This window comes from Brevibacillus parabrevis (assembly GCF_003710905.1).
GTDB lineage: Bacteria > Bacillota > Bacilli > Brevibacillales > Brevibacillaceae > Brevibacillus > Brevibacillus parabrevis.
Genome location: NZ_RHHV01000023.1, coordinates 155,523 through 174,886 on the forward strand (window position 1 = coordinate 155,523; position 19,364 = coordinate 174,886).

Annotated in this window: 18 protein-coding genes; 9 read left to right on the forward strand and 9 right to left on the reverse strand. The window is 52.1% G+C overall.

Features of this window, described 5'->3' with window-relative positions; all coding sequences use genetic code 11:
• Positions 1-179: 179 nt before the first annotated feature.
• A complete protein-coding gene (locus EDM60_RS26770; protein WP_122966680.1) occupies positions 180-1,106 on the reverse strand; it encodes a pseudouridine-5'-phosphate glycosidase in 927 nt (308 codons plus the stop codon).
• Between the two features lie 3 nt (positions 1,107-1,109).
• Positions 1,110-2,210 carry a carbohydrate kinase gene (locus tag EDM60_RS26775; RefSeq protein WP_122966681.1) on the reverse strand — a complete coding sequence of 367 codons (1,101 nt, stop codon included), beginning with the start codon at positions 2,208-2,210 and terminating at the stop codon, positions 1,110-1,112.
• Between the two features lie 181 nt (positions 2,211-2,391).
• Here EDM60_RS26775 and EDM60_RS26780 point away from each other — a divergent pair, with 181 nt between their 5' ends.
• From EDM60_RS26780 to EDM60_RS26795, 4 genes are all read left to right on the forward strand, one after another.
• Positions 2,392-2,826, forward strand: coding sequence for a MarR family winged helix-turn-helix transcriptional regulator (locus EDM60_RS26780; RefSeq protein ID WP_122966682.1), 435 nt, complete (start codon positions 2,392-2,394; stop codon positions 2,824-2,826).
• Between the two features lie 125 nt (positions 2,827-2,951).
• The gene (locus tag EDM60_RS26785) at positions 2,952-3,578 is read left to right on the forward strand and encodes an FMN-dependent NADH-azoreductase (RefSeq protein WP_122966683.1); all 627 of its coding nucleotides are present in this window, start codon (positions 2,952-2,954) and stop codon (positions 3,576-3,578) included.
• Positions 3,579-3,654: 76 nt separating this feature from the next.
• Positions 3,655-4,041, forward strand: a complete 387-nt coding sequence (locus EDM60_RS26790) for a DoxX family protein (RefSeq protein ID WP_122966684.1) — start codon at positions 3,655-3,657, stop codon at positions 4,039-4,041.
• A 53-nt stretch (positions 4,042-4,094) separates the two neighbouring features.
• Positions 4,095-4,856 (forward strand): pirin family protein, encoded by a 762-nt coding sequence (locus EDM60_RS26795; RefSeq protein WP_122966685.1) that lies wholly within the window; start codon positions 4,095-4,097, stop codon positions 4,854-4,856.
• 164 nt (positions 4,857-5,020) lie between these two features.
• Here the strand turns inward: EDM60_RS26795 and EDM60_RS26800 are convergent, their stop codons facing one another.
• Positions 5,021-5,461 carry an Lrp/AsnC family transcriptional regulator gene (locus tag EDM60_RS26800; RefSeq protein WP_167470392.1) on the reverse strand — a complete coding sequence of 147 codons (441 nt, stop codon included), beginning with the start codon at positions 5,459-5,461 and terminating at the stop codon, positions 5,021-5,023.
• Positions 5,462-5,657: 196 nt separating this feature from the next.
• Here EDM60_RS26800 and EDM60_RS26805 point away from each other — a divergent pair, with 196 nt between their 5' ends.
• Positions 5,658-6,839: an MFS transporter gene (locus EDM60_RS26805; protein ID WP_122966686.1), complete on the forward strand. Its 1,182-nt coding sequence runs from the start codon at positions 5,658-5,660 to the stop codon at positions 6,837-6,839.
• Positions 6,840-6,928: 89 nt separating this feature from the next.
• Here the strand turns inward: EDM60_RS26805 and EDM60_RS26810 are convergent, their stop codons facing one another.
• Together EDM60_RS26810 and EDM60_RS26815 are read right to left on the reverse strand one after the other, a co-directional pair.
• The gene (locus EDM60_RS26810; protein ID WP_122966687.1) at positions 6,929-8,440 is read right to left on the reverse strand and encodes an acetyl-CoA hydrolase/transferase family protein; all 1,512 of its coding nucleotides are present in this window, start codon (positions 8,438-8,440) and stop codon (positions 6,929-6,931) included.
• A 150-nt stretch (positions 8,441-8,590) separates the two neighbouring features.
• Positions 8,591-9,262 carry a LytTR family DNA-binding domain-containing protein gene (locus EDM60_RS26815; RefSeq protein ID WP_122966688.1) on the reverse strand — a complete coding sequence of 224 codons (672 nt, stop codon included), beginning with the start codon at positions 9,260-9,262 and terminating at the stop codon, positions 8,591-8,593.
• A gap of 174 nt (positions 9,263-9,436) precedes the next feature.
• Here EDM60_RS26815 and EDM60_RS26820 point away from each other — a divergent pair, with 174 nt between their 5' ends.
• From EDM60_RS26820 to menC, 4 genes are all read left to right on the forward strand, one after another.
• On the forward strand, positions 9,437-11,461 hold the full coding sequence (locus EDM60_RS26820; RefSeq protein ID WP_122966689.1) for a sigma-54 interaction domain-containing protein: 2,025 nt from the start codon (positions 9,437-9,439) through the stop codon (positions 11,459-11,461).
• A 180-nt stretch (positions 11,462-11,641) separates the two neighbouring features.
• On the forward strand, positions 11,642-13,063 hold the full coding sequence (locus EDM60_RS26825; RefSeq protein WP_122966703.1) for a YfcC family protein: 1,422 nt from the start codon (positions 11,642-11,644) through the stop codon (positions 13,061-13,063).
• Between the two features lie 72 nt (positions 13,064-13,135).
• A complete protein-coding gene (locus tag EDM60_RS26830) occupies positions 13,136-14,278 on the forward strand; it encodes a M20 peptidase aminoacylase family protein (protein ID WP_122966690.1) in 1,143 nt (380 codons plus the stop codon).
• A 55-nt stretch (positions 14,279-14,333) separates the two neighbouring features.
• The gene (gene menC, locus EDM60_RS26835) at positions 14,334-15,482 is read left to right on the forward strand and encodes an o-succinylbenzoate synthase (RefSeq protein ID WP_122966691.1); all 1,149 of its coding nucleotides are present in this window, start codon (positions 14,334-14,336) and stop codon (positions 15,480-15,482) included.
• Between the two features lie 66 nt (positions 15,483-15,548).
• On the opposite strand, the gene EDM60_RS26840 is transcribed toward menC, so the two are convergent.
• The 4 genes from EDM60_RS26840 to EDM60_RS26855 all read right to left on the reverse strand — a co-directional run bounded on the left by EDM60_RS26840 (position 15,549) and on the right by EDM60_RS26855 (position 18,977).
• On the reverse strand, positions 15,549-16,457 hold the full coding sequence (locus EDM60_RS26840; RefSeq protein WP_122966692.1) for a hypothetical protein: 909 nt from the start codon (positions 16,455-16,457) through the stop codon (positions 15,549-15,551).
• Between the two features lie 115 nt (positions 16,458-16,572).
• Positions 16,573-16,866: a HesB/YadR/YfhF family protein gene (locus EDM60_RS26845; protein WP_122966693.1), complete on the reverse strand. Its 294-nt coding sequence runs from the start codon at positions 16,864-16,866 to the stop codon at positions 16,573-16,575.
• A gap of 147 nt (positions 16,867-17,013) precedes the next feature.
• The gene (locus EDM60_RS26850) at positions 17,014-18,303 is read right to left on the reverse strand and encodes a sensor histidine kinase (protein WP_122966694.1); all 1,290 of its coding nucleotides are present in this window, start codon (positions 18,301-18,303) and stop codon (positions 17,014-17,016) included.
• A complete protein-coding gene (locus EDM60_RS26855) occupies positions 18,303-18,977 on the reverse strand; it encodes a response regulator transcription factor (protein ID WP_122966695.1) in 675 nt (224 codons plus the stop codon). The genes EDM60_RS26850 and EDM60_RS26855 overlap by 1 nt, the downstream gene beginning before the upstream one ends.
• Between the last annotated feature and the right edge of the window lie 387 nt (positions 18,978-19,364).

Below are 19,364 nucleotides of genomic sequence, written 5' to 3' on the forward strand. Positions count from 1 at the left end.
GGGTATATTTCATTGTATAGTTCCCCTTACGTTCATTTCTTATCACACTCTCAATATACAATACCCCCACAGGGTATATCAAGTGATTTTTTAAAAATTTTTCTCCTCTGCTTCTTTGGCTTTTCTCGACGCACAAAAAAAGCCCCCGATTTTCATCATCGGGAGCCTGGAATGACTGTTTATTTTCCTGCGTTCACTTCTTTTTGGTAGGCAGCAGCTACTTTTGCCGCTACTTCCGCATTGTGTCTTACGAGAGCGATATTCGTTTGCAAGCTTTTGCCTGCTGTCAGTTGTTTCACTTTGTCGAGCAGGAACGGTGTTACTTTTTTGCCTGCGATGTTGTTTTCCTTCGCTTCTTTGAGCGCCTGCAAAATTACGCCTTCGATTTGCTTGTGGTCAAGCGCGTCTGCTTCCGGTACCGGGTTGGCGATGATCAAGCCGCCAGTCAGACCGAGCTTCCATTTGGTGTTCATCAAAGTGCCGACTTCTTCTGGCGTATCCAGACGGAAGTCTACGCCAAATCCGCTTTCGCGAGCGAAGAAGGACGGGAACTCGGCAGTGCGGTAGCCGACCACCGGCACGCCTTGCGTCTCCAAGTATTCCAGCGTGCGTCCGATATCCAGGATCGATTTTGCGCCAGCGCACACAACCGCAACGCTTGTTTGCGCCAGCTCAGTCAAGTCAGCAGATACGTCCCACGTGATTTCGCCATCGCGGTGTACCCCGCCGATACCGCCAGTCGCAAACATGCGGATGCCAGCCAGATCGGCTGCGATCATGGTTGCCGCTACTGTCGTCGCACCGATTTTGCCGCTTGCGAGGATGTAAGGGAAGTCGCGGCGGCTCACTTTTTCCACCGATTTGTTGGTCGCGAACTCTTCCAGCTCGCTCTCGGTCAAACCGATTTTGATTTTGCCGTCCATGATTCCGATTGTCGCTGGCACTGCGCCATTGTCGCGGATGATTTGCTCTACTTCTTTTGCCATTTCGATGTTTTGCGGGTATGGCATCCCGTGGGAGATAATCGTAGTCTCCAGGGCAACTACTGGCAGGTTGTTCTCCAGCGCGTGGCGTACTTCCTCAGTAAAGGTCAGGTATTGTTTCATCTTTTATCGCTCCTTTTCGTATTGTTCAACGGTCAATTGCAGTTGTTCCGCTTTGAGCAAGGGAGAAACGGACTGCTCTGTCTGCAAAGTCAGAGCGGATGCTGCCAAACCGAGACGGCAAGCAGCCTGGAACGACTCCCCGTTCACGATGCCGTACAACAGGCCGGACGCAAACGCATCGCCTGCCCCTGTTACATCAACTACCTCAGTCGGATACGGCGCCATCTGCTCCGATACGTCCTCCGACTGATAAAAAATTCCTGCTTCGCCCATGGTGACGATGACGTGCTTGACGCCTCTCTCCCTGATTTTCTTGCACGCTTCGGCGCAATCCTCGATGGAGTTGATCGTCATGCCGGAAAGCAGCTCCGCTTCCTCCCGATTGGGCAGGATCGCTTCGACTCCGTCCAATTGCTGTGGGAGCTTTTTCGCTTTTGCAGAAGAGACCGGGTCAACAAAGAGTCGGATGTTTTCCTCCCGGCAACGGCTAATGATGTAGGCCAAGCAATCCTCCGGTATGTTCGTATCGATAAAAATCGCGTGGGCTGCTGCAATGTGCGACCATTTCTCGGCAAACATCTCCGGTGTGAGCGCGTCGTAAATATCCATGTTCGCCAAAGAAACGACCATTTCCCCATCGATATCGAGCAATGCGGTATACGTGCCTGTGCGCTGCGTAGGCAAGCGCCACACCTGGCTGATATCTACTCCGTGCTTTTTCGTCTCCTGCACGATCCACTCGCCTTCCTTATCTTCACCGATGCTGGTGAACAAGGATGTATTGCATCCCAGTCGTCCAAGGTTCTCCGCGATATTGCGGGCAACCCCGCCACACGATTCCATGATCGTAACCGGATTGGAGGAATGCAGACGCACGGCTTGCTTTCCACGCGCTTTTCGGTCGAGGTTCGCTCCACCGATGCAAGCGATCATGCCTTCGTCCCGCAATACGTACGCTCTGCCTTTAATCTCGCCGCGCTTGGTCAACTGAGCGATATACCCCGCTACAGCCGACCGCGAAATCCCGATCAAGTCAGCCAGCTCTTGCTGGGAAATGAACGGATTTTGCCGGATGTGATGAAGGATCAACATATCTTTCTCCACGGTCATCCTCCTTTCTTCTGATTAGCATTCACAGCTTCGTTTACAAACAAAAGTCTATCACAAAAACATTTGTTTTGCAAAGGATGATTTTATCCCCCTCTATTTGACAAACGGATGCGACTTCATGTAAAGTTATCTTAAATTCAAGATATCGAAAATTCGTTGGAAAGGAGGGTTTTTCATGGATCGCAATGATTCCCTCGATCTTTTTGTCGTATTATCGAGATCATATAACTGGGTCACTGCCCACTCCAATCGGCACATCCGCCTGCACGGGCTGAATCCTACCGAGTTTGGCGTCCTGGAAGTTCTCTATCATAAGGGTCCGCAGCCATTGCAGCAAATTGGCGAAAAGATCCTGATCTCCAGTGGAAATATCACCTACGTTGTGGACAAGCTAGAAAAGAAGCAACTGTTGATTCGCAAACCCTGTTCGGCCGACCGCCGGGTCATTTACGCCGAGCTGACGGAAAAAGGCCATGCGTTTCTGGCAGACATTTTTCCTTCTCATCAAGAGGCGATTGAAAAAGCGGTCGCGGGACTTACCCCCGAAGAACAACAGCAAGCGATTGCTTTGTTAAAAAAGTTGGGACGTGCTGCTCAGGAGAATTATTAGACTGGGCAGCACCCACCGAGGGTAAAAAAGGTGTTGACAAAACCTTCAACACGTAATAATCTTAAAATCAAGATTTACACATTAAAAGTTATCTGCTTACAAAAAGAAAGGGGAATATTTTTCTCATGAGCAAAGTACTTTTCATTAAAGCAAATGATCGCCCAGTTGAGCAGGCAGTAAGCGTAAAGCTGTACGAGGCTTTCGTAAAATCTTATAAAGAAACGCATCCAAACGACGAGATCGCCGAGCTGGACCTGTTCGCAGAAAACCTTCCTTACTACGGAAACGACCTGCTCACTGCCATGTTCAAAGCTGGACGCGGCATGGAGCTGACTGCTGAAGAACAAAAAGGCGCTGAACTGGTGAGCAAATATTTGAACCAATTCACTGATGCAGAAAAAGTAGTTATCGCATTCCCTATGTGGAACTTCACCGTTCCTGCTGTTCTGCACACCTACGTTGATTACCTGTCGCAAGCAGGCAAAACGTTCAAATATACAGCGGAAGGCCCTGTTGGACTGATGGGCGACAAAAAAGTAGCTCTCCTGAGCGCACGCGGCGGCGTATACTCCGAAGGCCCAATGGCTGAAATCGAGCTGGCTAACCGCTACGTTCGCACGGTGCTTGGCTTCTGGGGCATCAGCAATGTGACAGAAGTGATCGTAGAAGGTCACAACCAATTCCCGGACAAAGCAGAAGCAATCGTAGCAGCAGGCATCGAAAAAGCAGCAAAACTGGCGGAATCCTTCTAAGGCCCGCCAGCCTTTCTTGTCCTAATATCTCAAATTTGAAATACTATAATTTAAAATAATTAAGGAGAGATGAAAAATGATGGATCTTGGATTGTTGATTATTCGCTTGGTGATTGGGTTGTCGTTTGCAGGTCACGGTGCGCAAAAGCTGTTTGGCTGGTTTGGCGGCTACGGTTTGAAAGGCACAGGCGGCTGGCTGGAGTCCATCGGGGTCAAACCTGGCGTTGCCATGGCCCTGCTTGCCGGATTGGCTGAACTGGTCGGCGGCTTGCTGTTTGCAGCAGGTGTCGGTACATGGGTCGGCGCTCTCCTCATTGTCTTCACAATGTTGGTTGCGATTGTGAAGGTTCACGGTCAAAATGGATATTGGGTAACGCAAAACGGCTACGAGTACAACCTGACTTTGATCGCTGTCGCTATCGGTGTCGCTTTGATCGGTCCAGGAGCATACGTTTTGTTTTAAGCAACACTCGCTAAGCCCGTAAGCCAGCATTCCACCAAGGGAGGACACAGCAGATGGAAATCCGCGTCTATACACAGAATGAACAAGCAAAAGGACACTTTGGCGACGGTGAAATCGTAGAAAACAAACCGATTGGCTTCCCCCACGAAGGTTCCGTCGTAAAACGGGTTGGCCCGCTTTTTTACTGGGCATGGGCAAAATCACTGCAAACGTTTGAAATTCCTCTTCACCCGCATTCCGGCTTTGAAATTTTGTCCTATGTCTTGAAAGGCACAGTGGGTCATCGGGATACGCTGGGCAATTTGCAGCAAGTGACAACAGGCGGCGCTCAGATCATGCAAACAGGATCAGGAGCTTACCACGCCGAAGAATTGGGCAAAGATACGGAAATGTTCCAAATCTGGTTTGAGCCGCACCTGGCAAAAACCACAAAGACTCCGCCGACTTACAACCAGTATGATCACGAAGAGTTTCCAAGCGAAACGACGGATGGCGTATCGGTGAAAAGCATCATTGGTTCTCAAGCTCCCATTTCGCTCGTGACCGACTCTTCAATGAAAGACATTGCCATTCCGGCAGGCAAAGCTTTTTCGCTGGAGCTTCCGGCTGGCTACGCTCACGCTGTCGTCGTCGTGGAAGGCCGCGGGAACATTTTGGGCAGTGAACAGTCAGCAACTGCGAACACAGGCGACTTTGTCGTCGTTTCAACCGAAGCAGCGGAAACCATCACTTATCAGGCAAAAGACGATGCTCCCCTGCGCTTGGTGCTGATCCAGGTGCCGCTCGAAGTCGACTATCCGCTTTACCGCAAATAATTTCTTGTATCCAAACTGCAAACAAAAACCGCCCTTATGCATGAATATAGCCATAGCTTCACAAAGACCGTCACCTGCTCGTGGCGGTCTTTATTTTTTGTACATGAACGAAAGCGGCCCCGCCTGGCCTGGCTACAGCGGAGCCTTTTTTGCTGGGAAAACGCTCAAAAAATCTTCTCTTCCTCCAGCATCATTTTTTGTTCAAAAGGAGCCGTCAACACAATCAGCGTATAAGAGTAACCGAAATCTCCGGTGCGTTCCGAAAAAGCTACCAACTCCTCAGTAGAACGGGTGACGACCTTCAGCATGTAGTTGTACTCCCCGCTGATCCGGTACATGTCGGTCACTTCAGGCGCCTGCTTGCAAAAGTCGATAAAAGCCGCGCACTGCTTGGTGCGGAACATGACAAAAGCAGTCGTGTGCTTGCCCAGCTTCTCCTGCGAGATCGCCGCGTGATAGCCGGTGATCACGCCTTGTTCTTCCAGACGGCGCACCCTCTCCTTGACCGCTGGCTGCGTCATCCCGATGATTCGCCCCATCTCCGCCAACGGTATCCGCGAATTTTCATGCAACAGGCTAATGATTTTGTAATCGACCTGATCCACTTTTATCACCCTTTCGATTTCATAAGCGCTAACCTGCAAATAACTTGCTTCTATATAGAAATACAAGAAAAACACCTTGGTTCATGCATGTAAATTATAAAAATTGTTTCGTAAAATGTCACTACCGAGATGCTCACTGACCAGCGCGCGGGTCAGGCGGCATGAAAAGCTTGTTTTTCCAAGGAGTGAAGCCGCTTTGTCCAGACGTACACTGATTTTGTTGCTGGCACTGGGAGAATTTATGGTGGGCACCGCCGAATCGATCGTAACAGGCATCATCGGCATGATCGCAAATGACACCCACGTCTCCGTCTCCCTGGCTGGCCAGCTTGTTACAGCCTTTTCCCTGGCTTTTGCTTTCGGTTCACCGATTTTGATTGCGCTCACGGCAAAAATGGAGCGCAAAAAGCTCCTCCTCTGGACGCTTTTTGTGTTCATCCTGACGAATTTGCTCGCTTTCGTCAGCCCTGGGTTCTCCCTGCTGTTGTTCTCGCGTATTTTGCTCGGGCTTTGCGGCGGCATTTACACGGTGGTTGCCCTCGCGCAAGCCGCCAATATGGCCTCCCCCGAGAAAAAGGGCAGCTCCATTGCCATCATTCTCATGGGCTTTAGCCTCTCGCTTGTGCTCGGCGTTCCGGCTGGCACGATGCTCGGCGAACTGTGGGGCTGGCGGTCTGTATTCGCCCTGATCGGCGTCCTGACCATCATTCCGTTCGCAGCCATTCTTGCCTTTTTGCCAAAAGAACAAGGCGAGGCAGCCATCCCCTTGCGCCAGCAGCTGGCAGCGTTACGCAACCGCCGCGTGATTCACGCCCTGCTCCTCTCTTTGTTCTTCGTCACGGGGTACTCGACGGTTTACACGTACATCACCCCGCTCTTGCAGAGCACGACCGCCATGTCTACCGCCTGGGTAAGCGCTACGCTGTTCATGGCTGGTCTCGCCAGTGTCGCGGGTTCGCGAATCGGCGGTGTCGCCACTGACAAATGGGGCGTCCGTCGCACCTTGTACATCAGCCTGGTAGTGCATGCGCTCGTCCTGTTGTTTTTGCCCTTGTCCACCATGCTGTTCGCAGGCGCGATTGTGGCAGTCATGTTCTGGGTGGCTGCGGTTCAGACGACTGTCCCTGCCCAGCAGTATTACCTGATTACTTTGTCTCCGCACTCGTCCCAAGTCGCGCTCAGCATCAACACCTCGGTTTTTCAACTGGGGCTGGCACTTGGCGCAGGGCTGGGCGGATTGATCGTCAACCATGCGGCGATTGTGCATGTGAGCTGGGTTGGCGGCTTGCTCGTGCTCGCAGGGCTGGGCTTTGCCGTCGCATCCTTTTCTCAGCCAAAAGAAAGCGGAGCAGTAACAATCGCTTCCGCCAAAAGGTAAAGCAAGCACAGACACAAGCAAACCCGTCCAGGCATCGACGCCCGGGCGGGTTTGTTTTTTACCGCTGTTATTCTCCTACAACTCTTAAACTATACGAGAGCCGGCTCATGCGCAAGCATCGTGCCTTCCTGCGCGTACCGCACATGCCAGGAGAACGCTTTTTCCAATACGTGCGGAGTATGCCCGCCGCGTGTGAGCGCTTCTTCATAATACGCTCTCAATTGATCCCGATAGAGCGGATGGGCGCAGTTCTCGATGATTTTCAAGGCGCGCTCTCTTGGAGCCAGGCCGCGCAAATCAGCCAGTCCTTGTTCCGTGACGATAATATCGACATCGTGCTCGGTATGATCCACATGAGACGCAAACGGAACGATGCTGGAAATTTTCCCGCCTTTGGCAATCGACTTGGTGACGAAAATGCCGAGACGAGAGTTGCGGGCGAAGTCGCCGGAGCCGCCGATGCCGTTCATCATTTTGCTGCCGGATACATTCGTGGAATTGACGTTGCCGTAAATATCCACCTCAATCGCCGTGTTGATCGCAATCAGTCCGAGACGGCGGATGATTTCCGGATGGTTAGTAATTTCCTGCGGACGCAGCAACAGCTTGTCGCGGTATTGGGCAAAATGACGCGTGACGTGCTCCATTTTTTCAGCAGTCAGCGTGATCGAACAGCCGGAAGCAAACGAGATTTTTCCCGCATCGATCAAGTCAAATACCGCATCCTGCAATACTTCCGAATAAACAGTCAGGTCAGTGAACTCCGAGTCCAAAAAGCCGTTGAACACCGCGTTGGCTACAGACCCGATGCCCGATTGCAGCGGCGCGAGATTTTTCGGCAAACGGGAAGCTTTCACTTCCTCGCGCAAAAACGCAATCAGATGGGCGGCGATCTGAGCTGTCTCCTCATCCGGCTCCACAATCGTCGACGGCGAGTCGAGCTGGTTCGTCAACACGATGCCTTTGATTTTATCCATATCGACCACAATTCCCGCTGTGCCGATTCGCTGATCGACTGCTGTAAGCGGGATCGGCTCGCGCTCTCCCTGTTTCCCTGGTGTGTAGATGTCGTGAATGCCTTCCAGTTCAGCAGACTGAGCCAGATTCAGCTCAACGATGACATGCTTCGCATAATCGACGAAGATGTTCGAATTGCCGACGGATGTGGCCGGAATGATCATACCATCCTCCGTAATTGCAACCGCTTCCACAATCGCGTAATCAATGGCGGCCATTGCTCCCTGACGAATCAGCTCTGCCGTGTGGGACAGATGCTGGTCGACGAACATCATGCTGCCGTCATTGATTTTTTTGCGCATCACGGGATCGGCCTGAAAAGGCAAGCGTTTGCTGACGATTCCCGCTTCCGCCATCACGGCATCCACATCGGAACCGAGCGATGCGCCTGTATATACGTTCACTCCAAAAGGTTTGTTTTCTCTTTTGACCAGCTCGGCCAATGCGAGCGGCACGACTTTGGCATCCCCTGCACGAGTGAAGCCACTTAACCCGATCGTCATGCCATCCTCGATCCAACTCGCTGCTTCCTCAGCTGTCACGATTTTATCTGCCATTCGTTTATCGCGTAAGCGCTCCCACATCATTGTGACCCCCTATGCCATCTTTTCTTGCTCCTACACTAGCACAAGGAATCTGAGCGGGCACTCAATTTTCAACAAAGCAGAATATTTGAGCAGATAATTAGAAAAAAAGACAGCGAACCATTCTCAGCGAAACGGCGTTTTTGCCTGTTAAAAGCCGAGCAGTTGCCGGAACGCACTGGCATACGTCTGACTCACGGGCACTCTCGTCTTCTGCTTGTCCTTCATCTCCAGCAAAAACGTCGAGTGAAAATGCGGATGAATGAAGCCAATCGCCTCCATGTTCACAAAATACGAGCGATGGCAACGCACGAACCGCTCCGGCGGAAGCATGTATTCCAGCTCGGACATGCTGTACTTGTTCGCGTACGATCCAGTGGCCGCATGCAACAGCGTCTTGCCTTCATTCGAGCTGATATACACAATCTCATGCAACGGAATCGGCAGCCAGCCATCTTCCCCTTTTCCAATCAAAAACGACAGCCGCGGCTGCGGATTGGCAAGCGGAACGCTTTGCAAAGGGTAGATGGCGGTGATACAGCCCATGACCTCTCCACTTTTGAACAACGGAAGCGACAAACCGTAGTACGGCACTCCAAAAATCCGGCTTTCTACCTGATGCCCTACTTTGCCTCTTTCCATCAATGCCTTGTGAGTCGCTGAGCCAACCGGAACCTGATCGCCCGGTGCAATTTTCAAGTCTATGTTTGAGCTAGGCTGATAATACAAATATTGCGTTCCATCCGATATGGCAATGGACACTTCTTCTGGCACAGCTTGACCGATCATTTGCAGCATCTCTGGAACAAATGTGTTCTCCATGCTGAATCCCCCTGCTCCTCTTCTCGCTTTTTCCTTCTCCTTCTATTAAACCACACTTCCCGCCTGGCAGATCAATCCTTGTCTTTCCTTTGCAGACAAGGGAATCCATCCATCGCCGGACAGCCGTTGTGCTATCATTAGTAGCAACAGTTTTCCCAGAAAAGGCGGTGCACCATGGATCACACCATTGTCTTGATTGCAAAAGGAACCGATACGCTCGCTTTTTTGCTGAAAGAGCTGCGGGCGTACTTCGAACCGTATTGCAAGGTCATCGGTTATGCCAGCCACGAGCCAATCCCGGACCTCTCCGGGGTATCACACGTCTTCATCACGACAAGGGCACCCGAGTTGTATACGATCGCCCGTCAGGCTGTACCCGAGACGGTGCCGATTACCGTCCTCAACCGTTTCTTTGAATTGCGCAAAATCAAGGCGCTCATGCAAATTCCGCCCGGAACGACCGTACCTGTCATGAACAACTCGCCCGTCACCGCGCAAGAAGTCATTCAAAACTTGCGGGAAGCCAACATCGATCACTTGCACTACGTTCCGTTCCACCCCGGCTGTACGTTCGAAGAGGCGGAATTTCAGTATGCGATCATCATGAGCATTCCCGACGTTCCGCTGCCGCCTCATGTGGAAATCATCGACCTCGGCTTCCGCAAAATCAGCATCCACGATCTGATCGATACTGGGCGCAAGGTAGGGGTTCCGATTGAATGGGAGCGGCAATATCTCTCCGCTTTTATCGCCGAAATGTCCGAGTTGGCCAAAATGCTCGGAACTTCCTATGCGGAGGTGCAGAAGCTGAACAGTCAGCTGCAATCTACGTTTCAAGCTGTAAAAGACCCGGTCATCGCCTGCAATGAAGCTGGCTTGATCACGTTTATTAACGATGCGGCCGTCGAACTGTTCTGTCCACTCGAAACAGCGATCATCGGCAAACCGTATACCACGCTGAAAGAGTCAAGCCAGCTCGCCCCCTTTTTCAAGCAGGAGGGCCAGGAAGACACGCTCATTGCCATCGAGCAGAGACAATTCATTGTCCGCAGCCACAGCATTCGCAGAGGCCACGAGCAGCTTGGCTTCGTCTGCACGTTAAAAGACGTGACCGAGATTCAGCGCCTGCGCACGCAGCTCACTTTGCGCGGGCACACGGCTACTTATTCTTTTGCGGATATAAAAGGAGACAGCCAACCGCTGCTACACGCCATCGAGCTAAGCAAAAAAATGGCGAAAAACAACCAGACGATCTTGCTGACGGGGGAAAACGGCACGGGAAAAGAGTTGTTTGCCCACGCCATTCACCAGCATTCCTTGCAAAAAAACGGCCCTTTTGTCGCCATCAACTGCGCGTCGCTGCCGGAAAACTTGCTGGAAAGCGAGCTGTTCGGCTACGATGATGGAGCTTTTACGGGGGCGCGAAAAGGCGGCAAGCCAGGTCTGTTCGAACAGGCAGATGGCGGGACGATTTTCCTCGACGAGGTTGGCGATATCTCCCCAGCGATCCAGGTCAAGCTGCTTCGCGTCCTTCAGGAAAAGCAAGTGATTCGCGTCGGCGGCACAGGCATTTTGTCCGTAGACTGCCGGGTGATCGCGGCAACCAACCGCAATCTGGAGGATGCCGTCAAAGAAGGGGCGTTTCGCGAAGACTTGTTTTACCGCCTCGCCGTCTTGCCAATCGAGATTCCGGCGTTGCGGGAACGGATCAGTGACATCCCGCTGCTGATTGACGATCACCTCAAGCAGCAAGGCATTCGCAAAAGCTGGTCGCCGGAAGTGATGGAGCTTTTGCTTGCCCATGATTGGAGGGGAAATATTCGGGAGCTGAAAAACGTGGTGGACTACGCCATTACGGTAAGCGAGCATCCTGTCATTGGCGTATCCGATCTCCCCAAGAGGCTGACCGAGCGTATTTTTCAAAAGCAATCACTGGCTGCCGTCGTGCCGCTTGACGATGAACGAAATCTCGATATTTTAATCGCCCTGTATCAATATTACCTCTCCAACAAACCAGTAGGGCGCTACCAACTGGCGCATTCCCCCGCTCTGCAAGCGAACGGCTGGACGGAAAGCGCGCTGCGCAACCGCTTGAAACAGCTGGAGCAGCTAGGCTTGGTGCGCTCTGGAACAACACGTCAAGGAACCTTGATAACGCGAGACGGCATCGAGGTGCTGAGGAAGCATGGGAAAATCTAGGGAAAGATTTTTGAATATTAGGATGTATTAGGTCGAATAAATCCTAATAAACATTCCTAAAGAGTGCGTTTTCTATTGGAGGAGCACCTTCTTCGTCCGATGAAAACGCCTTTTTTCGTGAATTTTCGACACTTGGCATGCCACTTGCTTATAAAAAGCCAAAAAAAGCGAGGTGACCTCATGGCTACACAACATCCTTCTCCTCAAGCAACGCCAGCCAAGAAACGTTTTTCGGTCCCACACACTTATGCCATTCTCTTTATCATCATTATTTTGGCAGCGCTTGCTTCTTACGTGCTCCCTACTGGCGAGTTCGAACGCGTCAAGGACGCAGCCTCGGGTAAAACGATTGTCGTGAACGGCAGCTACCACCCTGTCGAAAGCAGTCCTGTCGGATTTTTTGACATGTTCAAAGCGATTCCGGAGGGCATGCAAAAAGGCTCGCAAATCATCTTCTACATCTTCATCGTCAGCGGCGTTTTCGGAATCATCCGTCAAACGGGCGCGATTGAGGCGGGCATCAACAAAGGCGTCCGCTATCTGGAGGGCAGGGAAAAGCTCCTGATCCCCGCTTCCATGTTCCTCTTCTCCATCGGGGGCTTCACGATGGGGATGGCGGAAGAAAGCATCATTTTCGTCCCGATCGGGATTGCGCTCGCCCGGGCAATGGGCTTCGATGCGGTAACGGGTACGGCCATGATCACGATGGGCGCGGCTGCCGGGTTCATGGGCGGTATGCTCAACCCGTTCACGGTAGGGGTAGCACAATCTCTGGCGCAACTGCCGCTCTTCTCCGGCTTGACTTTCCGCGCCGTAGTTTACGTTTTCGTCCTCGGCTTTGCCATCTGGTACGTCATGCGCTATGCCTACCGTGTCAAAGCTGACCCGACCCAAAGCGTGATTTACTCGATCGAAAAACAGGAAAGCACCGATCAGGTCGCTGTCGAGATTCCAGACCTCAACGGACGCCACAAGCTTGTCTTTTTGGTGATGGTCTGTGGGCTGTCCTTCAACGTCTACGGCGTGTTCGAGTACGAATGGTTCCTGACTGAACTGACGGCTTCGTTTTTAATCATGGGTCTGGTTGCCGGGCTTGTCGGCGGCCTGAATGTAGACAAGCTGTTTGACTCCTTTGTCGCTGGCGCCAAAGCCGTTACCTTCGGCGCCCTGATCGTCGGCTTTGCCCGGGCGATCACCGTCGTGCTGGAAGAAGGAAAAATTATCGATACGATGATTTACGCCCTGACTTCCGCCATCGGCCATTTGCCGGATGCGATCAACGTACTGGCTATGTTCCTGATTCAAGCGGTGCTCAACCTGTTCATTTCGTCCGGAAGCGGCCAGGCTGCGACAACGATGCCGATCATGGTGCCGATTGCAGACCTGCTTGGCATTCAGCGCCAGATCGCCGTTCTTGCGTTCCAGTACGGTGATGCGGTGACCAACTCGATCATCCCGACTTCTTCGGCACTGATGGGCTACTTGGCTGTCGCAGGCATCCCGTACGAGAAATGGGTCAAATTCATCTGGAAGCTGCTGTTGGGCTGGGCACTCATCGCCGCTGTCGCTCTGATCGTTGCTGTCACCATCGGCGTTTCCTAGACACGATTTTTGCCAATTGACTGGCTGGGCCATGACGTGGCGCAGCCCCGGTCGTAAACCTATGGAGGAACCATGCGCACAACTATCGAACAATTGCAGCCCGCCATTTTTTCTCTGTATGAGCACTTGCACCAACATCCTGAGGTTAGCTGGCAGGAAGTCGAGACGACCGCTTATATCGCCCGCTTTTTGCAAGAGCACCATTGCCGGGTCACTACTTTTGACGATGTGACAGGCGTAGTAGCTGAGTGGGGAAACTTGACCCCGGGCGGATTGACGGTCGGCGTGCGGGCTGACATGGACGCTCTCTGGCAAGAAGTAAACGGCGTCTTCCAGGCCAACCACTCTTGCGGGCACGATGCCCACATGACGATGGTGCTGGGAGTGCTCATGGTCTTGCAGGCGCAAAATATTCAGCTTCCCGGACGTCTCAAGCTGATTTTCCAGCCGGCTGAGGAAAGCGGAAACGGCGCTCTGGCTATGGTCAAAAAGCAAGTTGTCGACGATATCGACTACTTGTACGGCGTCCACCTCCGGCCGATTCAGGAGATTGGGCAAGGTACGGCTGCCTCGGCGATTATGCACGGCGCGGCAGGCACCATTTTTGGACAAATCAAGGGAGACGATGCCCACGGAGCGCGTCCGCATCTCGGGGTCAATGCCATCGAGGTCGCAGCCGCCATCGTCGAGCAGCTCAAAGGCATTCATCTCGATCCGCTCATCCCGTATTCCGTGAAAATGACGCAGCTTTCTGCGGGCAGCAAGAGCAGCAATATCATTCCCGGCTCCGCCCAGTTCCATCTGGATTTGCGCGCGCAGACGAACCCTGTCATCGACGCGCTCTTTTCCCGAGTCGAACACATTTTGCAACATGTAGCCCGGCTTTATGAGGTAGACTTGTCTTATGACATCACCGAGCGGGTGTACGCGGCCGAAGTCCATGAGGAAGCTCGGCAAATCATGGCTGATGCGATTGTCCAGACGCTTGGCGCAGACAAGCTGGAAGCGCCGATCCAGACGCCGGGCGCGGAAGACTTCCACTACTACACCAAAGAACGGCCTCATCTACGCGCAACCATGCTGGGGCTGGGCTGCGGCCTGGCACCCGGATTGCACCATCCGCAAATGACTTTTGCAAAAGAATCGCTGCTGGATGGCATCGAAATTTTGGCCCGAACGGTACTCACCACGTTTGAGCGGCATGCAGGCAAGTAATCTCGCCTGCAACCCGCCTTCGCTCATCCGAATACATGTCTGAGGAGAGATGGTCATGAAAATCGAACGCGTCGATCTGCAAAGAATCAAAATTCCCCTGACTGCCCCGTTTGTCACCAGCATGGGGCTGGAAACTCACAAGGAATGTATTCTCGTCCGCGCCTACAGCGGCAATCACGTAGGCTTTGGCGAGAGCGTCGCGATGGATGTTCCGGTTTACAACGAAGAAGATGTCGACACCGTCTGGTACATGCTTGAAAAGTACCTGATTCCCCAACTGTTTACCCGCGACATCGAGCATCCTGATCAAGTTTCGGAAATCTTCTCCTGGATGCGCCGCAACCAGATGGCCAAATCCGCTCTGGAAGGCGCTGTCTGGGACTTGTACGCCAAAATGAACGGGCTGTCCCTCTCCCAGGCGCTTGGCGGCACACGCACGACAATCGATGTCGGCGTCAGCATCGGAATCGAGCCAACCATCGAAAAATTGCTGGAACGAGTCGACGGCTTTATCCGCGACGGGTACAAAAAAATCAAGGTGAAAATCAAGCCTGGCTTTGACGTAGAGCCGATGCGCGCCATCCGTCACACCTTTGGCCCTGACGTCCCGCTGATGGCTGATGCCAACTCGGCTTACACGCTCGCAGACATCGACATGCTGAAACAGCTCGACGAGTTTGGCCTGATCATGATTGAGCAGCCTTTGGGACACGACGACATCATCGATCATGCGACATTGCAACGCGAGCTGAAAACGCCTATTTGCCTCGACGAGTCGATCCACACCGTCGCGGATGCCCGCAAAGCGATTGAACTCGGCAGCTGCCGCATCATCAACATCAAGATCGGACGCGTCGGCGGCCTGACAGATGCGAAGAAGCTCCATGACTTGTGTGCGGCAAAAGGCGTTCCGGTCTGGTGCGGCGGCATGCAGGAAGTCGGGATTGGCCGCGCCCACAACATCGCCATCGCTTCGCTGTCCAACTTCACCATCCCGGGCGACACGTCGCCATCTCACCGCTACTTTACAGAGGATGTCGTTACGCCGATGATCGATTTCGTTTCGCCGGGCGTTCTCTCCGTCCCTACCGGAGCAGGCATAGGTTTCACGATTAATGAAGCCGCCATTCTCCGGTCGCTGGTGGAGCATAAGAGCTACTACGCGAATCAAGAGTCCACGACGACCGTCATTCCGGGCTGGTAATGCATTGATGAAAATGAAAACAGGGACGCCACAGCGGCTTCCCTGTTTTTTCGTTATCGAGCGCTTTTAGTCCATAATCGTCAACAGCTTGCACAGGTTGCGCTCGGCGCCTGTCCTGTCTTCTGCCGGCAATTTTTTCAGCAAGTCCAGCGCAGCGTACGGCAGCTTCAGCGCGTGAGGGTCGCTATACGTCTTCTCCCAATACGCCGGCGCGAAAATCTCGGCAAAAGCTGGCTCTTTTACTTCATCCTCCAGCACAAACTCCGGTCGCTGACGGTCGAGATAGGTTTGAATCCGATGATTGGCGATTCCCGCCTTGACCATCTCTCCGTAGCCGAAACGCTCCAACTCAGTCAAAGCCTGGGCATGCGTCACGCTGTGGACGACCTCGCCTGCAAAGTGATAGCGCTGCCCATCAATCACCCGCCCGGGGATGACTGTATGTAGCTCGTCAAACGTCCTGACCGCCATCTCGTCGGTCGTGTCGTATGGCGCCACTTCCGAAGCCACGTCCTCCGTCCTGATCGCAAAATAGTTGGCGATGCCCCAATAGCGGGTTGGTCTGTCTTCTTTTGTCCTTTTCAGCAATTCAACCAGCCCGCTGACAATGCTCGGACGGATCAGATCGGGACGTTCCTTGAGCGCTTTCAATGCCAGCACGCCCAATGCCAAACCATGTCCGGAGGTGCGCAGCTGCTGCGTATTTTGCTTGAGTCTGTAAATGACGCTGTCCAGCAAGGCAGGATCAGCTTCTTCTTCCTGGTCCAACGGGGCGAACCATTCCGGCTTCAATTTCCGGAAAGCTTCACAGGTTCGCTCAATCCCCTCTATTACGTGACGAGGCAAATCATGCTCCTGATTCATGTAGTAGCCTGCCAGCAATGCCGCACCGTAATGACCCTCGAACCATCCTTCTTGCGCCGCGCGCGCCATTCCCACCAAGCCTAGCTCCAAATACGAATCGAGTAACCGCATGTAACATCCTCCTTTTACCAATTGGATCTTGCATTTATAATATAACATATATTTTAGTTTGTTAAGTGCAAAAATAAAAATGACTCCATCTCGCGGAGTCATTTGCTTCTCATCATTATTGTTCATCCAGACGGAAATCGACTTCGTCAGTCGCTAGACGGTAGTCCACGATCAGTCCTTTTCCGTTCATATACCACAACTCGTCTTGTTCCATATAAAAAGTAATGCCATCTATTACGGTAGACAGTCCGATTTCGTTCGGCAGTTCTTTGGCGATCCCCATGGAAAAGGAATCCTGAACCGTGCTTACCCCTCCATATCGGACAAAAAAGCGAATGCTGTCGCCCTCTTGGCAGCCCCACTCTTCTTTAAACCACGCTACAGCTGCTTCCGTTACCGTCATCTTCATCAAACGCCACTCCTCTCTTCCCTTGTAGTTTACCTTACTTTCTAAATATGTAAAGCAAAAAAGTATACTATCAGCACTTTATCCTTGTCTGCAAAAGAAAAACCGATTCCCTTGAAGTGGAAATCGGTTCTGCCTCTGTTCCTCTGCTTACTTTACTGGAAGTGTAACCAAAAAGCTGGTTCCTATGCCTTCTTCGCTGCTCACGTGAATTTTGCCATGGTGGGCGTCCACAATCCATTTGGCGATGGACAGGCCCAATCCCGTGCCTTCTGTGGAGCGGGAGCGCATTTTGTCCACGCGGAAGAAACGGTCGAACAAATACGGGATGTTTTCTTTGGAAATGCCGATACCGCTGTCTTTTACCAGGATGGCGACGCGGTTCCCGTCTTTTTTGCAAGAAACGTAAATGCTGCCGCCTTTGTTTGTGTACTTGAGGGCGTTGTCCAGCAAAATGACCAGCAACTGATGCAGACGCTCTTCATCTCCGGCAATTTCCAGCGGCCCTTCGATGTTCGTCTCCAGGCTGATTTCTTTTACGATCGCAAGCTGGGTAAACACCTGTGTGCATTTTTGCACGACCTCGTCCAGACGGATGCGTTTGCTCATGATTTGCAGCTCGTTGGAATCGCTGCGAGCCAAGGTCAGCAAATCAGCCACCAGCTTGCTCAGCCGCTTCGCCTCCTGCATGCCAATCATGATTTTCTCGCTTTCCTGCTCTATCGTATGGTCCGGGTGGCGAAACAGGCGCTCCAGATTGACCATGATCGCGGTCAACGGAGTGCGCAGCTCATGCGAGGCATCGGCGATGAACTGCTGCTGCTTTTCCCACGAAACCTGGATCGGAATAAGCGCGCGCCTTGCCAAAAACCAGCCCGCCACGATGGCAATGACGACGCTGACAGCACCACCGATCACGACGACGTACAACAAGCTGCTCAGCATGTTTTGCTCAGGTGCGAGATTGTAGATCAATTGAAACTGATAGGCGATTTGCACTCGATCGCCCACGACGACTTTTTTGGGCACAGTTACTGTCTGTACCCGATACATCTGGCCTCTGATGGATACCGTCTCAGTCCCGTCTGGTTTGTCGATGTGCAGAAACTCGGGGAAATCCTCCGGCTCCAGCCGATCTCCAAAGGCCGTTCCCATCACTTGACCAAAACTGTCCCAGACGAGCAACGTGTACCTGCGCTCCAGGTCGATATACTTTTTTCGCTCCATCCGGTTGTACGGAAAAGATTCATCGTCCATTCGCTGCAAGCGAGGCAAGGGATCTACGGTAAGACGCTGACTCACTTTTTCCAGTTCGCGGTCTACTTGCGAGTAAAGCCGATACTTCATCGTGTAGTAAACAGCGCCTCCTAGCAGGTTGAGCAGCAGAAATACCACGATGACATTCAGTGTCACCAGGCGAATCCGCGTTTTTCGAAACATTAACGTTCTTCCTTTTTCAAAATATAGCCCACGTTGCGGATCGTGCGGATAAAGCTTTCGTACGCTCCCAGCTTTTTGCGCAAATAGTGGACGTACAAATCAACTACCCCGTAATTCGCTTCTGAGTCAATTCCCCATACACGGTCAAAAATTTGCTGACGCGTCAGGATTTGCTCCCGATTTTGCAGAAAATACTTAAGCAGTTCGTACTCCTTGGTCGTCAGCTTCATCGGCTCATCATCCACGAAACCGTCGTATTCATTTACTTTTAAAGAAATGGGACCGTATGTCATTTCGCCTTCCGTACCCGTCTTCCCATTGCGGCGCAGCAAAGCTCTCGCTCTCGCTGTCAGCTCTTCCGCAGCAAACGGCTTGACCAGATAATCGTCAGCTCCTGCATCCAGTCCTTCCACTCTTGCCTTGACGCTGTCCTTTGCTGTCAGGAACAAAACAGGTGTCATAATTCCTTTGGCACGAAGCGTTTTTACCAGAGTCAGGCCATCCATACCGGGCATCATGATATCGAGCACCAGCAAATCGTAGATGTCTCGCTGCGCCAGCAACAAGCCGTCATCTCCCCGATCAGCCGTATCTACCTGATAGCCTTCATCACTCAAAACGCCAGCAATAGTCTGTAACAGGGCTTGTTCGTCTTCGACTGCAAGAATCAGCATGGAAATCCCCTTTCATGAAAAGTGCTAGCTGTGTGCGTATCCGTTGCGACTTCTTGTTCCATGTTCCTCTGCCGTTTTCAGCATGAATCACTATTTCATCCAGCATAGCATAAACAGCTGGAATCACAATGCACATAAATAGACAGACACTTTCATTACAGCACGCCTTTTTTTGAATTGGATTTGAAAAAAGAAACAGACCATCGTTTTTTGCAAATACGCGCAAACAAAAAAAGCTGCATTCTCCATTACTTGCAAAAGTAATCGAGAATACAGCTTTTCTGCTTGTTCCTTCAAAACTGAATACGCATGATTGCTAAGCATGTGTGGATAAGTCCTCGACCGATTAGTATTCGTCAGCTCCACGCGTTACCGCGCTTCCACACC

What these genes read in the sequence shown, in the direction of transcription:
- EDM60_RS26840 (WP_122966692.1), bottom strand. Translation starts at nt 16,457, where the DNA reads ATGCGGTTACTCGATTCGTATTTGGAGCTAGGCTTGGTGGGAATGGCG.
- EDM60_RS26820 (WP_122966689.1), top strand. Translation starts at nt 9,437, where the DNA reads ATGGATCACACCATTGTCTTGATTGCAAAAGGAACCGATACGCTCGCT.
- EDM60_RS26810 (WP_122966687.1), bottom strand. Translation starts at nt 8,440, where the DNA reads ATGTGGGAGCGCTTACGCGATAAACGAATGGCAGATAAAATCGTGACA.
- EDM60_RS26770 (WP_122966680.1), bottom strand. Translation starts at nt 1,106, where the DNA reads ATGAAACAATACCTGACCTTTACTGAGGAAGTACGCCACGCGCTGGAG.
- EDM60_RS26825 (WP_122966703.1), top strand. Translation starts at nt 11,642, where the DNA reads ATGGCTACACAACATCCTTCTCCTCAAGCAACGCCAGCCAAGAAACGT.
- EDM60_RS26830 (WP_122966690.1), top strand. Translation starts at nt 13,136, where the DNA reads ATGCGCACAACTATCGAACAATTGCAGCCCGCCATTTTTTCTCTGTAT.
- EDM60_RS26790 (WP_122966684.1), top strand. Translation starts at nt 3,655, where the DNA reads ATGATGGATCTTGGATTGTTGATTATTCGCTTGGTGATTGGGTTGTCG.
- EDM60_RS26850 (WP_122966694.1), bottom strand. Translation starts at nt 18,303, where the DNA reads ATGTTTCGAAAAACGCGGATTCGCCTGGTGACACTGAATGTCATCGTG.
- EDM60_RS26785 (WP_122966683.1), top strand. Translation starts at nt 2,952, where the DNA reads ATGAGCAAAGTACTTTTCATTAAAGCAAATGATCGCCCAGTTGAGCAG.
- EDM60_RS26780 (WP_122966682.1), top strand. Translation starts at nt 2,392, where the DNA reads ATGGATCGCAATGATTCCCTCGATCTTTTTGTCGTATTATCGAGATCA.
- EDM60_RS26845 (WP_122966693.1), bottom strand. Translation starts at nt 16,866, where the DNA reads ATGAAGATGACGGTAACGGAAGCAGCTGTAGCGTGGTTTAAAGAAGAG.
- EDM60_RS26855 (WP_122966695.1), bottom strand. Translation starts at nt 18,977, where the DNA reads ATGCTGATTCTTGCAGTCGAAGACGAACAAGCCCTGTTACAGACTATT.
- menC (WP_122966691.1), top strand. Translation starts at nt 14,334, where the DNA reads ATGAAAATCGAACGCGTCGATCTGCAAAGAATCAAAATTCCCCTGACT.
- EDM60_RS26795 (WP_122966685.1), top strand. Translation starts at nt 4,095, where the DNA reads ATGGAAATCCGCGTCTATACACAGAATGAACAAGCAAAAGGACACTTT.
- EDM60_RS26815 (WP_122966688.1), bottom strand. Translation starts at nt 9,262, where the DNA reads ATGGAGAACACATTTGTTCCAGAGATGCTGCAAATGATCGGTCAAGCT.